This window comes from Microbacterium sp. W4I4 (assembly GCF_030816235.1).
Classification (GTDB): Bacteria; Actinomycetota; Actinomycetes; order Actinomycetales; family Microbacteriaceae; genus Microbacterium.
On the sequence record NZ_JAUSXT010000001.1, the window covers coordinates 427,233 to 439,605 of the forward strand.

The 12,373-nt window shown below is 69.1% G+C and carries 13 protein-coding genes; 9 read left to right on the forward strand and 4 right to left on the reverse strand.

The annotated features are described in order from the left end of the window. Positions 1 to 7: 7 nt before the first annotated feature. Together QF046_RS01965 and QF046_RS01970 are read left to right on the forward strand one after the other, a co-directional pair. A complete protein-coding gene (locus QF046_RS01965) occupies positions 8 to 697 on the forward strand; it encodes an alanine racemase C-terminal domain-containing protein (RefSeq protein WP_307365665.1) in 690 nt (229 codons plus the stop codon). Next, positions 694 to 1,728, forward strand: a complete 1,035-nt coding sequence (locus QF046_RS01970) for an alanine racemase (RefSeq protein ID WP_307365667.1) — start codon at positions 694 to 696, stop codon at positions 1,726 to 1,728. The genes QF046_RS01965 and QF046_RS01970 overlap by 4 nt, the downstream gene beginning before the upstream one ends. 49 nt (positions 1,729 to 1,777) lie before the next feature. Here the strand turns inward: QF046_RS01970 and QF046_RS01975 are convergent, their stop codons facing one another. Next, complete coding sequence (locus QF046_RS01975) at positions 1,778 to 1,987, reverse strand: hypothetical protein (protein WP_307365670.1); 210 nt, start codon at positions 1,985 to 1,987, stop codon at positions 1,778 to 1,780. Between the two features lie 171 nt (positions 1,988 to 2,158). Between QF046_RS01975 and QF046_RS01980 the strand changes: the two genes are divergently transcribed. Then, positions 2,159 to 4,279 carry a type IIA DNA topoisomerase subunit B gene (locus QF046_RS01980; RefSeq protein WP_307365672.1) on the forward strand — a complete coding sequence of 707 codons (2,121 nt, stop codon included), beginning with the start codon at positions 2,159 to 2,161 and terminating at the stop codon, positions 4,277 to 4,279. Further along, the gene (locus QF046_RS01985; protein WP_307365674.1) at positions 4,276 to 4,725 is read left to right on the forward strand and encodes a GNAT family N-acetyltransferase; all 450 of its coding nucleotides are present in this window, start codon (positions 4,276 to 4,278) and stop codon (positions 4,723 to 4,725) included. The genes QF046_RS01980 and QF046_RS01985 overlap by 4 nt, the downstream gene beginning before the upstream one ends. Before the next feature lie 16 nt (positions 4,726 to 4,741). Here QF046_RS01985 and QF046_RS01990 read toward each other — a convergent pair whose 3' ends face one another. Continuing rightward, entirely contained in the window at positions 4,742 to 7,180 is a 2,439-nt protein-coding gene (locus tag QF046_RS01990; protein WP_307365676.1) for a DNA topoisomerase (ATP-hydrolyzing) subunit A, read from the reverse strand. Between the two features lie 87 nt (positions 7,181 to 7,267). On the opposite strand from QF046_RS01990, the gene QF046_RS01995 reads away from it, so the two are divergent. After that, positions 7,268 to 8,395 carry an alkaline phosphatase family protein gene (locus tag QF046_RS01995; RefSeq protein WP_307365678.1) on the forward strand — a complete coding sequence of 376 codons (1,128 nt, stop codon included), beginning with the start codon at positions 7,268 to 7,270 and terminating at the stop codon, positions 8,393 to 8,395. 25 nt (positions 8,396 to 8,420) lie between these two features. On the opposite strand, the gene sepH is transcribed toward QF046_RS01995, so the two are convergent. Beyond that, positions 8,421 to 9,446, reverse strand: coding sequence for a septation protein SepH (gene sepH / locus QF046_RS02000; protein ID WP_307365680.1), 1,026 nt, complete (start codon positions 9,444 to 9,446; stop codon positions 8,421 to 8,423). Between the two features lie 207 nt (positions 9,447 to 9,653). On the opposite strand from sepH, the gene QF046_RS02005 reads away from it, so the two are divergent. After that, the gene (locus QF046_RS02005; RefSeq protein WP_307365682.1) at positions 9,654 to 9,947 is read left to right on the forward strand and encodes a DUF4193 domain-containing protein; all 294 of its coding nucleotides are present in this window, start codon (positions 9,654 to 9,656) and stop codon (positions 9,945 to 9,947) included. A 66-nt stretch (positions 9,948 to 10,013) separates the two neighbouring features. Here QF046_RS02005 and QF046_RS02010 read toward each other — a convergent pair whose 3' ends face one another. Then, entirely contained in the window at positions 10,014 to 10,484 is a 471-nt protein-coding gene (locus QF046_RS02010) for a DUF3093 family protein (RefSeq protein WP_307365684.1), read from the reverse strand. 12 nt (positions 10,485 to 10,496) lie between these two features. Here QF046_RS02010 and dut point away from each other — a divergent pair, with 12 nt between their 5' ends. From dut to QF046_RS02025, 3 genes are read left to right on the forward strand one after another with little or no spacing between them, the layout of a single operon-like run. Further along, positions 10,497 to 10,946: a dUTP diphosphatase gene (dut, locus tag QF046_RS02015; RefSeq protein WP_307365686.1), complete on the forward strand. Its 450-nt coding sequence runs from the start codon at positions 10,497 to 10,499 to the stop codon at positions 10,944 to 10,946. Then, positions 10,943 to 11,530 (forward strand): DUF3710 domain-containing protein, encoded by a 588-nt coding sequence (locus QF046_RS02020; RefSeq protein ID WP_307365688.1) that lies wholly within the window; start codon positions 10,943 to 10,945, stop codon positions 11,528 to 11,530. The genes dut and QF046_RS02020 overlap by 4 nt, the downstream gene beginning before the upstream one ends. Continuing rightward, positions 11,527 to 12,264: a DUF3159 domain-containing protein gene (locus tag QF046_RS02025; protein WP_307365690.1), complete on the forward strand. Its 738-nt coding sequence runs from the start codon at positions 11,527 to 11,529 to the stop codon at positions 12,262 to 12,264. The genes QF046_RS02020 and QF046_RS02025 overlap by 4 nt, the downstream gene beginning before the upstream one ends. The last annotated feature ends 109 nt before the right edge of the window (positions 12,265 to 12,373 follow it).

Below are 12,373 nucleotides of genomic sequence, written 5' to 3' on the forward strand. Positions count from 1 at the left end.
GACAGTCATGACAGGCAGTGCAGCGCCCCTCGTGCTCCTCTCCCGGAGTGCGCTGGAGCAGAACGCCCGACGGGTCCTGGCGGACGGCGGTGCGGTCGACCTGCGTCACGACGCATTCGGACACGGCCTCGACGAGGTCGCGCCGATCGTCGCCGACGCGGGCGCGACCGACATCCTGGTGGACGCGCAGCAGGACGTGGACCGTCTGGCCGGTCGCGGCATCCGCGCCCGTCTGGACGGCACGGCCGACATCGACGCGCATGTCCTCTTCGGCGTCCCGGATGCCGCGGAATCCGCGGCGCTGCCGGTGATGAGCCTGGAGGGCCGTGTGCTGTCCACCAAGCCGCTGCTGTCCGGAGAGGCCGTCTCCTACGGGTACACCCACCGCGCGCAGCAGGACACGCGCGTCGCGCTCGTCACGGGCGGATACGCGCAGGGCATCCTGCGCGCGCTCGGGAACCGCGCGAGCGTGCAGATCGGTGGCGGCATCCACCCCATCGTCGGACGCATCGCGATGGACGTGTGCGTCGTCGACCTGGAGGGGACGGATGCCGCGGCAGGCACTCCCGTGCTCTACTTCGGCGGAACCGGAGCCATGCGCGATGCTCTCGCGCACTGGGCGGAGGTCACCGGTCTGACCGCGTTGGAGATGGCCGTCGTGATCGGCCGGCACGGCGAGCGGAGCTGGATCGCATGAGCACACCCGTTCTGAGGATCTCCCGAGGCGCGTTCCGGACGAACATCGCCGTCGTGCGCGAGCGCCTCGGCACCTCGCAGCTGATGCTGGTGATGAAGGACGACGCGTACGGGCACGGGCTCGACTGGGCCGTGCCCGAGGCGGAGGCCGCCGGCGTCACCTGGTTCGGCAGCTACGACATCCCCACCGCGCTGCGGATCCGTGCGCTGACGACGGGGCGAGTGTATGCATGGGCCCCGTCGTCCGAGGACGAGATCGACGCCGCCGTGCGAGCGGACATCGAACTGGGCATCGGCTCGACCGACTATCTGAGCGCGGTCATCGACACGGCCGCGAGGCTCGGAACCGGCGTCGGACTGCATCTGAAGATCGACACGGGGCTGCACCGGAACGGCTTCCGCCCGGAGGACTGGCCGCAGGCGCTGCAGATCGCGCGCGACGCGGAGCAGCGCGGACTCGTCCGCATCGTCGGCGTGTGGAGTCACCTCGCGGAGGCGAGCGACCAGGAGGACGACGCCGCCCAGCAGGTGTTCCTCACCGCCGTGCAGCAGCTGGTCGATGCCGGTGGTGCACCGGAGGTGCTGCATCTGACGGCGTCCGCCGCAGCCTGGTGGCGGCCGGAGCTGAGGGGCAGCCTCAGCCGCATCGGCGCCTTCTGCTACGGCATCCGCTCGGCCGACGGTCCCGAGCTGGACGGCCTCTCGCTCATCTCGTCGCTGGTCGCGAGCGTCGACGCCGTCGAAGGCGACCGCGTCCGCATCGGACTGGGCGCCTTCCACGGCGTGCCTTCCACACTGCGCGGAGCGCTGGTCATCACGCCGAGCGGGGGCCGGAGGGTGATCGAGATCGGCGGCGCCAGCTCCGTCGTCGAAGGGTGGCCCGACGCCCGCGAGGGCGACGAGGTCATCGTGTTCGGGCCCGGAGCGGCCGGAGAAGCGGACGCGACCGCTCTCGCGGAGCGCATCGACACGGTGGGCGAGGAGATCCTCACACGCCTGACGCCCGCGGTGCGTCGGGTCGTCGAGGACTGAGTCCCCGGCGCCGAGCGCGTGGGCCTGACGAAGGTCGGGCTCTGCTTCCTCAGGCCTCGATCAGGCGGGCGGTCTCGTCGAGCCAGCTCGTGGCGACCGTGCGCAGCTTCTCCTCGTACTTGCGCCCGTGATGTGCGCAGAACAGCAGTTCGGAGCCGTTGACCTCGGCAGCGATGTAAGCCTGTGCCCCGCAGGAATCACAGCGGTCCATCGCGGTGAGGCGGTACTCGACGGTCTCTCGCTCAGTCGTAGCGTTCATTTCGGTGCCTCCTCGGGTAACGATCTTCGAGATCGTGCTCAATACAACCACGCGCCGGCTGAACGCATGCCCGCTTCACGGCGTGTTTCGCTGTGCGCGTACCCGGCCCGCGCCCAGCTGCGGTATGGGGAGTGTCGCGGCGTCCGGGACGGCAGGAGCGAAATAGACTCGATGACTGTGACTGCCGAGTATTCCGCCCATCATCTTCAGGTGCTTGAAGGGCTCGAGGCCGTCCGCAAACGCCCTGGCATGTACATCGGATCCAACGGCTCACCTGGGCTCATGCACTGCCTCTGGGAGATCATCGACAACTCCGTCGACGAGGCGGTCGACGGCAACGGCTCGCGGATCGACATCGTCCTGCACGGCGACGGCAGCGTCCAGGTCTCCGACCGCGGGCGCGGCGTGCCCGTCGATGTGGAACCCCGCACCGGCCTGACCGGTGTCGAGGTCGTCTACACCAAGCTGCACGCCGGTGGAAAGTTCGGCGGCGGCTCCTATGCGGCATCGGGCGGTCTGCACGGCGTCGGCGCCTCCGTCGTGAACGCGCTCTCCGAGCGCCTCGACGTCGAGGTGGACCGCGGAGGAAAGACCTACGCCATGTCGTTCCACCGCGGCGAGCCGGGTGTGTTCGCCGACGAGGGCGAACCCCGGCCGGACTCGCCGTTCACGCCGTACGACAAGCGCAGCGAGCTGCGCGTGATCGGCAAGGTCGCCAAGGGCGTCACCGGCACGCGCGTGCGCTACTGGGCGGATCGACAGATCTTCACGAAGGACGCCGCATTCCAGCTCGGCGAGCTGGAGAACCGCGCCCGCCAGACGGCATTCCTCGTGCCGGGTCTCGAGCTCGTCGTGTCGGATGCACGAGCGGACGCCTCCGCCGATTCGGATGCCGACGCGTCACCGCGGGTCACCTCGTACCTGTACGAGGGAGGCATCTCGGAGTTCGTGGACTATCTGGCCGCGGACGCCCCCGTCACCGACACCTGGCGCATCCAGGGCTCCGGATCGTTCACGGAGACCGTGCCGGTGCTGCAGGCCGACGGGCACATGCGGGCCACCGAGGTGGAGCGCGAGTGCAAGGTCGACATCGCACTGCGGTGGGGGACCGGTTACGAGACGACGAGCCGCTCGTTCGTGAACATCATCTCCACGCCCAAGGGCGGCACGCACCAGCAGGGCTTCGAGCAGGAGCTGCTGAAGACCCTGCGCGGTCAGGTGGATCAGAACGCCCGTCGACTGAAGGTCGGCAACGACAAGCTCGAGAAGGACGACGTGCTCGCGGGACTCACCGCAGTGCTGACCGTGAACCTTCCCGAGCCGCAGTTCGAGGGCCAGACGAAGGAGGTGCTCGGCACGCCTGCCGTGCGCTCCATCGTCGCCCAGGTCGTCCGCAAGGACCTCGCCGCGCGGTTCGCGTCGCCCAAGCGCGATGACAAGAGCCAGACGTCGATGCTGCTCGACAAGATCGTCTCGGAGATGAAGGCGCGCGTCTCGGCACGGGCGCACAAGGAGACCCAGCGCCGCAAGACCGCGCTGGAGTCCTCGTCGCTGCCGGCGAAGCTCGTCGACTGCCGGTCCAACGACGTCGCGCAGAGCGAGCTGTTCATCGTGGAGGGCGACTCGGCCCTCGGCACCGCGCGGCACGCGCGCAACAGCGAGTTCCAGGCACTGCTGCCGATCCGGGGCAAGATCCTCAACGTGCAGAAGGCGTCGATCGGCGACATGCTCGGCAACGCCGAATGCGCCGCGATCATCACGACCATCGGTGCCGGCTCCGGCCGCTCGTTCGATCTGAGCGCCGCGCGGTACGGCAAGATCATCCTGATGAGCGATGCCGACGTCGACGGCGCGCACATCCGCACCCTGCTGCTCACGCTGTTCTTCCGGTACATGCGCCCGCTCGTCGAGGCCGGCCGCGTGTACTCGGCCGTGCCGCCGCTGCATCGCGTGATCGTGATGAACCCGGGCTCCAAGCCCAACGAGACGATCTACACGTACTCCGAGGCCGAGCTGCACACGCTGCTGGCCAAGCTGCAGAAGTCCGGCAAGCGCTGGCAGGACCCGATCCAGCGGTACAAGGGTCTCGGCGAGATGGACGCCGATCAGCTGGCGAACACGACGATGGAGAAGTCCGGGCGTCTGCTGCGTCGGGTGACGGTCGACGACGCCGAGTCGGCCGATGCCGCGGTGCGCACCTTCGAGCTGCTGATGGGCAGCGAGGTCGCCCCGCGCCGCGAGTTCATCATGAGCTCCAGCGACAAGCTGAGCCGCGAGTCCATCGACGCGTGACACTTCTGCGACTGCGCGCGGCCACGCCCGACGACCTCGATGACGTGGTTGCTCTGAAGGCGCGCGTGCTGCGGCAGGATCTGGAGCGCTTGGTCGGCTGGGATTCCTCGAGATCACGTGCGCGGGTGATCGAGCATTTCTCTCCCGAGCACACCAGGATGATCCTCGTGGGCGATGGGCTGGCGGGCACGATCACGCTGCGACCGGACGGCGAGGACCTCTGGCTGGAGATGTTCTACGTCGACGCGGCCTTCCAAGGGCGCGGAATCGGCACCTCGGTGCTGACCGAAGTGCTTCGAGAATCGGATCGGCCGATGCGCCTGCAGGTGCTGGTCGGTTCAGCCGCGCAACGTCTCTACAGCCGTCACGGCTTCGTGGTGGAGGCCGATGACGGGATCGACGTGTGGATGCGTCGTCCCCTCAGCCGCGACTCCGTGGACGCCTGACCCACGCCCCGAAGCTCTAGCCGATGACCGTGCCGATGGAGCCGATCACGGCATCCAGCGGCTGGCCGGAGCCGTCGCGCTTCGCGCCGGGCTCGGGCAGCTGCCGCGCCGCGCCGTCCGTCCCGATCGCGTGCGGATCCACGCCCACCCAGGCCAGGCTCAGACGGTCCTCGCCCTTCAGGAACGCGTGCGCGCGCACGCCGCCCGTGGCGCGACCCTTCCCGGGGAAGTCCGCGAACGAGGAGACCTTGGCCCGGCCGGCATCCGCCCCCGCCAGCATCCCCTCGGAGCCCGATACGGTCACGACCTCGGCGCTCTCGGCATCGGACACCACCGTGAACGAGACGACCTCGGCGGACCCGCCGATCTTGACTCCGGCCATGCCGCCCGCGGCCGCGCCCTGCGGGCGCACGTTCGACGCGGCGAAGTGCAGCAGCTGGGCGTCGGAGGTCACGAAGACGAGCTCCGTCTCATCGGGTGCGGTGGCCGCGCCGACGACACGATCCTTCGGCTTCAGACCGATGATCTCCAGCTCGGGGCGCACGGCGAGCGTGGCCGGTACGACGCGCTTGACGACGCCGTCCCTCGTGCCGAGCGCGAGCGGAGTCTCATCGTCGAAGCGGATCAGGGCCAGCACCCGCTCGGTGCGGTCCGTGAGACCCAGGTAGTCGGCGATCCGCACGCCGGCGCCGAGCCCGACCGAGGTCGGGGGAACAGCCGGGATGTCGAGCGGCGTGAACCGCAGCACACGACCTGCGCTCGTGACAGCACCGATCTCGCTGCGCGTGGTCGTGTCCAGACGGGCCTGTATGGCGTCGTGCTTGCTGCGACGCTTCGGCGGGGGTATCTCGGCGTCGGACTCCAGATCGACCCGCACAGCGCGTCCTGTGGTCGACAGGAGCACTGTGGTTGGCGCGTCGGCGATCTGCAGCTCGGCCGCGGACTTCGTGGTGCGCTGCTTCGGAGGAGCCGCGTTGAGCAGCAGCGTGCGCCGCGGCGTGCCGAAGGTCTCGGCGACGTGGTCGAGCTCCAGGGCCACCTGGGCTCGCACCAGCGCGGGATCGGCCAGCAGCTTCTCGAGCTCGGCGATCTCGGCGAGCAGCTTGTCGCGCTCGGTCTCCAGCTCCAGCAGGGAGAACTTCGTCAGGCGACGCAGGCGCAGCTCGAGGATGTACTCGGCCTGGATGTCGTCGAGATCGAAGACCTGCTTCAGACGCTCCCTTGCGGCCTCGGAATCGTTCGAGGAGCGGATGACCTGGATGACCTCGTCGATGTCGAGGATGGCCAGCAGAAGACCGCGCACCAGGTGCAGGCGCTCGTTGCGGCGGGCCAGCCGGTAGCGGCTGCGCCGCGTGACGACCTCGATGCGGTGCTGCAGGTACACCCGCAGCAGCTCCTTGAGCCCGAGGGTGCGCGGCTGTCCTTCGACGAGGGCGACGTTGTTGATCGAGAACGAGTCCTCGAGAGGCGTGTAGCGGAACAGCTGATCCAGCACGGCGGCCGCGTCGAACCCGGTCTTGACCGAGATCACCAGACGCAGACCGTTCTTGCGGTCCGTCAGGTCCTGGATGTCGCTGATGCCCTGCAGCTTCTTCGCGTTGACCGCATCCTTGACCTTCTCGATCACGCGTTCGGGGCCGACCTGATACGGCAGCTCAGTGACGACGATCCCCGTGCGGCGGGGGCCGAGCGGCTCGATGGACGTCTTGGCGCGCAGCTTGAAGGCGCCGCGGCCCGTCTCATAGGCGTCCTTGACCCCGTCGAGCCCCATCAGGATGCCACCCGAGGGGAAGTCCGGACCGGGCACGAACTCCATCAGATCGGCGGTCGTGGCATCCGGGTTGTCGAGCAGGTGGGTGGCGGCGGCGATGACCTCGATGAGGTTGTGCGGGGCCATGTTCGTCGCCATGCCGACCGCGATGCCGCTGGCGCCGTTGACCAGCAGGTTGGGGAACGCCGCCGACAGGACGGCGGGCTGCTGGAACTGGCCGTCGTAGTTCGGCACGAAGTCGACGACGTCCTCGTCGAGGTTCTCCGTGAGGGCGAGAGCGGATGCCGCCAGACGCGCCTCCGTGTACCGCGAGGCCGCAGGTCCGTCGTCGAGCGAACCGAAGTTGCCGTGCCCGTCGACCAGCGGCACCCGCAGGGCGAAGCTCTGCGCCAGGCGTACCAGGGCGTCGTAGATCGCGCTGTCGCCGTGCGGGTGCAGCTTTCCCATCACCTCGCCGACGACGCGGGCGCTCTTGACATGGCCGCGGTCGGGACGCAGGCCCATCTCGGCCATCTGGTACAGGATCCGGCGCTGCACGGGCTTGAGCCCGTCACGGGCATCGGGCAGCGCGCGGGAGTAGATCACCGAGTACGCGTACTCGAGGAATGACCCCTGCATCTCCTGGGACAGATCGATGTCCTGGATGCGCTCGTGGACGGGCTCGGATGACGAGGGCTGTGGCATGGACTTCCTGCTGGACGCTCGGGGTGGACTCGCGACGACGCCCCGGATACGGCGCGGCGATGGGACGCCTGTGAAAGACTGACCCGGATGCCTCTCATGCTACCGTCCAGCCTCGAATCGACGCGGAACATCGCCGGGGTGGCGCCTCAGCTGCTCGCCGCGCTGCGCGGTGCCGGGACGGACCTCGCGCCGGCGCGGTCGGTCGTGCTCGTGGTCATCGACGGGCTCGGAGCGATCCCGCTGCGCGCGCACGCGGGCCACGCACGCACCCTGGCGTCGGCCATGGCCAAGAAGGACGTCGCCGGATCGGTGTTCCCCACGACGACCGCGGCGGCGCTGACGAGCCTGGTCACCGGCGTCGCTCCCGGAACGCACGGCATGGTCGGGTACCGGGTCCTGAATCCGGAGCGCGGCATCCTCGTGAACCAGCTCACCGAGTGGGAGTCCGCGGGCGTGGACCCGCTCGTGTGGCAGGCCGCGCCCACACTCTTCGAGCAGGCGACCGCCGCCGGCCATCCCGCGTTCGTCGTCGGGTTCCCCGCGTATGCGGGCACCGGTTTCACCCGGGCCATCCTGCGCGGAGCCGAGTTCCGTTCCGCGCAATCCCCGGCCGATCGCGTGGAGCTGGCCTGGGAGCTGGCGGACGCCCATGACGGGGCGATCGTGTACTGCTACCTGCCGGAGGTCGACAAGGCGGGACACAGGCACGGCATCGACTCCGCGGAGTGGGTGCGCGCGCTCGAGGACATCGATGCGGCGCTCTCCCGGCGCATCCCCGACGGCGTCGGAGTGCTCGTGACGGCTGATCACGGCATGATCGATGTGCCCAAGCACCGCCAGCTCGTCCTGGACGCCGCGGGCGGCTGGCACGACGGCATCCGTCACATCGGAGGCGAACCGAGGATGCTGCACGTCTACACCGAGCCGGATGCCGACCTGTCCGCGATCCTGGATCGCTGGCGGCGCGATCTGGAGGGCATGGCGGACGTCATCAGCCGCACCGAGGCGATCGATGCAGGCCTGTTCGGGCCCGCGGTGACCGACGCCGCGCTCTCGCGCATGGGAGATCTGCTTGTCGCCGCACGATCGAACCACGCCGTCTACGACGGTGAGGCGGAGGATCAGCGCGGACGGAGCATGGTCGGACAGCACGGCTCTCTCACGCCGGAGGAGTGGCGGGTGCCGTTCATCCGGATGGGCGCCTTCGCCCGCTGACCCGGGTTCCGGCTACTGGTCGGAGCTACTCGTCGGTGCGGGCGCCGAACACGATCTCGTCCCAACTGGGCATCGCGTTGCGGCGCTTGCGCCTTCCGGACGAGGAATCGATGCTCTCCGGCTGCGGTCCGGCCGGTGCGGGCTTCTCCGGCTCGTCCTCGACGGCGTCGAAGAGGGCGATCGGGCTCGATTCCTCAGCATCATCGTCGAACAGCGGGGCCGACTCGCGCTGGCCGCGCCGACGCCGCAGCGCTTCCAGCAGATCGGCGGTCTCGGCGCTCGAGTGGCTCTCCTCCGGAGCGCGGCGAGCCGCGGCCTCCTGCACCGCGGCGCTGGAGTGCTCCGAGGCGCCAGGAGCATCGGCCTGCTGCTCATCGGGGTGGGGGAGCAGACGCGGGCCGAAGGCACCGGAATCGAAGCGGCTGTCGTCCTTGTACGGGGAGACGCGCTCGGCATCCACCGCACGCAGGCGCGGGATCAGGCCCTCGGGCAGTGTGCCCTGGCGGGACAGCTGGGTGGCGTCGGCGTTGAGCGGGGAGAGCGAGCTGCGGCGCGGGTCGAACGCCCAGCGCGCGTCGTGCTCCACCTCATCGGCCGTGAACTCGAGCTTGATCGTCCAACCGGACTCGTCCTTCCAGCTCGCCCAGCGCTCTTCCGTGGCACCGAGATCCGCGAGCTTGGCGCGCACCGCGACGCCGAAGGTGGGCTGTGCGTCGGGTTCGACCTCGCTGCCGATCAGCACGGGCACGGCGAGTGCCTGCCCGACGATGTGCTCCCGCTCGGCGAGGACCGGCCCCTCGAAGCGGGCCACGTCGGACTCGCTCACGCCGAGCAGGGCGGCGACGTCTGCCGCGGAGAGTCCGGCCCGGATCTGGGTCTGGATGTCGCGGGGGCTGGCGGCCAGGCGCGCAGCGGTCGGCTCGGTCTCGCGGGTCGCTCGTCGGACCTCGCGGTGCAGCACGTCGTCGATGGGCAGCGCGAAGCGCTCTCCGGACTCCGTTGCGAGAACGAGTACGCCCGCCTCTGTTCCGACGATGGTGACGTTTTCCATGCGAATGCCCCTCTGATGGGTGTGAGTTCATGGTGTCACGGAGACCCCATAGGAGACGGGAATATCGTGGGCGTGCCGTGAGTTTTCACGTGCGAGCACGAGAGCATTTGCGAAATGGCTCGCTGTCGTGCAAACTAACGCCGCTGAACACCCGAATCAGCGCACCCCCGAAACCCACTCGCACCACGGAAAGTGGAGATTTACCGCATGGCAACCGACTACGACGCCCCCCGTAAGAGCGAAGACGACTCCGAGTCGATCGAAGCACTCAAGGAGCGTGTGCCGAACAACCAGTCAGGCGCCGGCGACGTCGAGGACTCCGACAACCCGGCGGCCTTCGAGCTGCCAGGGGCCGACCTCTCGGATGTGGAGGACGTCATCGTCGTCCTCCCCGCCCAGGATGACGAGTTCACCTGCATGAGCTGCTTCCTCGTGAAGCACCGCTCGCAGCTCGACCACGACGGCCCCGACGGCCTGATCTGCAAGGAATGCGCCGCCTGACGCATTCATATCGTGCGCGCCCCGGCCTTTCGGCTCGGGGCGCGTTCTGCATGCTGCCGCTCTGACTCAGGAGGCGTTCTGCGCCGCACGGATCGCCGCGCTGAGGCGATCGGGCGTGCGCGAGGAGATCGTCCAGCTGCGCATCGGATCATCGGGATCGGTGATCGGAACCACCACGAGTCCGTCGATGCCCCCGCGGATCAGGTGCCATCCGTCTCGTGCGAGGTCGCGGCCGCGGCGATCTCGCGCCTCCTCGCCGGTGAAGTGCTCGGGTTCTCCGAGCCACCGGGCGTCGATGTGCGCCCGTCCCGCACGCAGCACCGTGCCGCGCACCTCGAGAGCGGGGGAGAGCAGGATGCTGAGCACCACCAGTACGAGGGAGACCGCGACGCCTGCAGCGATCGCGATGGCCGAGGCCACCGGTGCGAAGACCAGGGACACCATGGGTCCCACGAGCGCGATGACGACGACCATCCACAGACTCGGGGACAGCCGCTCTCGGTAGATCAGCCGCGCGTCGCGATCTGTGTTCTGCATTAGCCTCATGGGGTGACTCATTCCGTTGCCGTTCCCATTATCGCCGCGAACGTTCCGTTCTATGCCAACCCGGGCGACGCGGGGGCCGATCTGGTCGCCTCCGAGGCGGTGCGTCTCGAGCCCGGTCAGCGTGCGCTGATCGGCACCGGTGTCCGCATCGCGCTGCCCGAGGGCTACGCGGCGTTCGTCGTCCCGCGCAGCGGTCTGGCGGCCAAGCACGGCATCACCGTGGTCAACTCGCCCGGCACGGTGGATGCCGGATATCGCGGCGAGATCAGGGTGAGCCTGCTGAACACCGACAGCAAGGACGCGTACGATGTGGCGGTCGGTGATCGCATCGCACAGCTGATCGTGATGCCCGTGGTCCAGGCGCGCTTCGAACCCGTTGCGGAGCTGCCGGACAGCGTTCGCGGTGAAGGCGGCTTCGGATCCACCGGCTATACCCAGGGAAAGAGCGAATGACTGAAGAGATCGAACCCACGCTGAAGTCGGCGCCGGAGGATCGCGCCACTGCAGGACCGTTCGACGACGCGGAGGCCAACCCCGTCCGCCCGTACATCGACCTCGGCGGCATCAAGGTGCTGCCCCGCGAGGGACTGAACCTGCGTCTCGAGGTCGAGGAGCAGACCAAGCGGATCGTCGCCGTCGGCCTCGACTACGCCGGATCCTCGCTGCAGGTGCAGCCCTTCGCCGCCCCGCGCTCCCGCGGGCTGTGGGACGAGACCCGGGTGCAGCTGCGAGATCAGATCCGCACGCAGGGCGGCCGTGTCGAGGAGCGCGAGGGCCCGCTCGGCAAGGAGCTGCTGGCAGAGGTGCCCGCGACGGCTGCCGAAGGATCCGAGATGCGCCTCGCGCGCTTCGTCGGTGTCGACGGCCCCCGCTGGTTCCTGCGCGGCGTGATCGGCGGAGATGCGGCGTCCGATCCGGAAGCGGCCGAGCAGGTCGAGGACCTGTTCCGGTCGATCGTCGTCGTCCGCGGCGGCTCGCCCATGCCTCCGCGCGATCTGATTCCCCTGAAGATGCCGTCCACGCCGGGCTCGGCGTGACGCCTACCGACGACGAGCAGCGGGACTCCGCGGCCAAGGAGCCATCGCCCGCAGAGCCGTCCGCCGCTGAGCTGATCGGCGCCGCATTGGGAGGAGCCGCCCGTCGGGCCGGTCTCGACTCTGCCAGCGGCGAGAGCACCCAGAAGGTGGTCTGGAGCGCCATCGGAGGGTGGCGGGGCGTGCTGGAATCGGTGCTGCCGAGCCTCGCGTTCGTCATCCTGTTCACCCTGCGCCCCGAACCGCTGATCCTGTCTCTGGGGGTCTCGGTCGGACTCGCCGCCGTGTTCACGCTCGTGCGACTCCTCCAGAAGTCCCCGCCCTCGGCGGCCCTGGGCGGACTGATCGCCGCCGGTGCCGCGGCGCTGCTGGCGCTGTGGACCGGTCGCGGTGCAGACAATTTCGTCCCCGGACTGATCACGAACGCCGTCTACGGCACGGGGATGATCGTCTCCGCGCTGATCGGATGGTCGCTGATCGGCCTCGCCGTCGGATTCCTGATGGGCGAGGGCACGGCATGGCGCACGGATCGCCGCCGACGCCGTGCGTTCTTCTGGCTCGGCATCGCCTGGGGGCTGCTGTTCCTGCTCCGCCTCGCCGTGCAGCTGCCGCTCTACCTCACCGACCAGGTGACTCTGCTCGGCACGCTGAAGCTCGTCATGGGGCTTCCGCTGTTCGCACCGATGATCGCCGTCACCTGGCTCGTCGTGCGGGCGCTGTACCCGCGTGGCGAATGACCGGAGCGCCTTGCGCCTCTGATAGATTTATCTCGACATCAAGATAAATTTCGGGCTTTTGCCGAGAGGGCGAGCGGAGCACACTGGTAAGGCGTGCCTTGCTAGCCGC

What these genes read in the sequence shown, in the direction of transcription:
- QF046_RS01965 (WP_307365665.1), top strand. Translation starts at nt 8, where the DNA reads ATGACAGGCAGTGCAGCGCCCCTCGTGCTCCTCTCCCGGAGTGCGCTG.
- QF046_RS01970 (WP_307365667.1), top strand. Translation starts at nt 694, where the DNA reads ATGAGCACACCCGTTCTGAGGATCTCCCGAGGCGCGTTCCGGACGAAC.
- QF046_RS01975 (WP_307365670.1), bottom strand. Translation starts at nt 1,987, where the DNA reads ATGAACGCTACGACTGAGCGAGAGACCGTCGAGTACCGCCTCACCGCG.
- QF046_RS01980 (WP_307365672.1), top strand. Translation starts at nt 2,159, where the DNA reads ATGACTGTGACTGCCGAGTATTCCGCCCATCATCTTCAGGTGCTTGAA.
- QF046_RS01990 (WP_307365676.1), bottom strand. Translation starts at nt 7,180, where the DNA reads ATGCCACAGCCCTCGTCATCCGAGCCCGTCCACGAGCGCATCCAGGAC.
- QF046_RS01995 (WP_307365678.1), top strand. Translation starts at nt 7,268, where the DNA reads ATGCCTCTCATGCTACCGTCCAGCCTCGAATCGACGCGGAACATCGCC.
- sepH (WP_307365680.1), bottom strand. Translation starts at nt 9,446, where the DNA reads ATGGAAAACGTCACCATCGTCGGAACAGAGGCGGGCGTACTCGTTCTC.
- QF046_RS02005 (WP_307365682.1), top strand. Translation starts at nt 9,654, where the DNA reads ATGGCAACCGACTACGACGCCCCCCGTAAGAGCGAAGACGACTCCGAG.
- QF046_RS02010 (WP_307365684.1), bottom strand. Translation starts at nt 10,484, where the DNA reads ATGCAGAACACAGATCGCGACGCGCGGCTGATCTACCGAGAGCGGCTG.
- QF046_RS02020 (WP_307365688.1), top strand. Translation starts at nt 10,943, where the DNA reads ATGACTGAAGAGATCGAACCCACGCTGAAGTCGGCGCCGGAGGATCGC.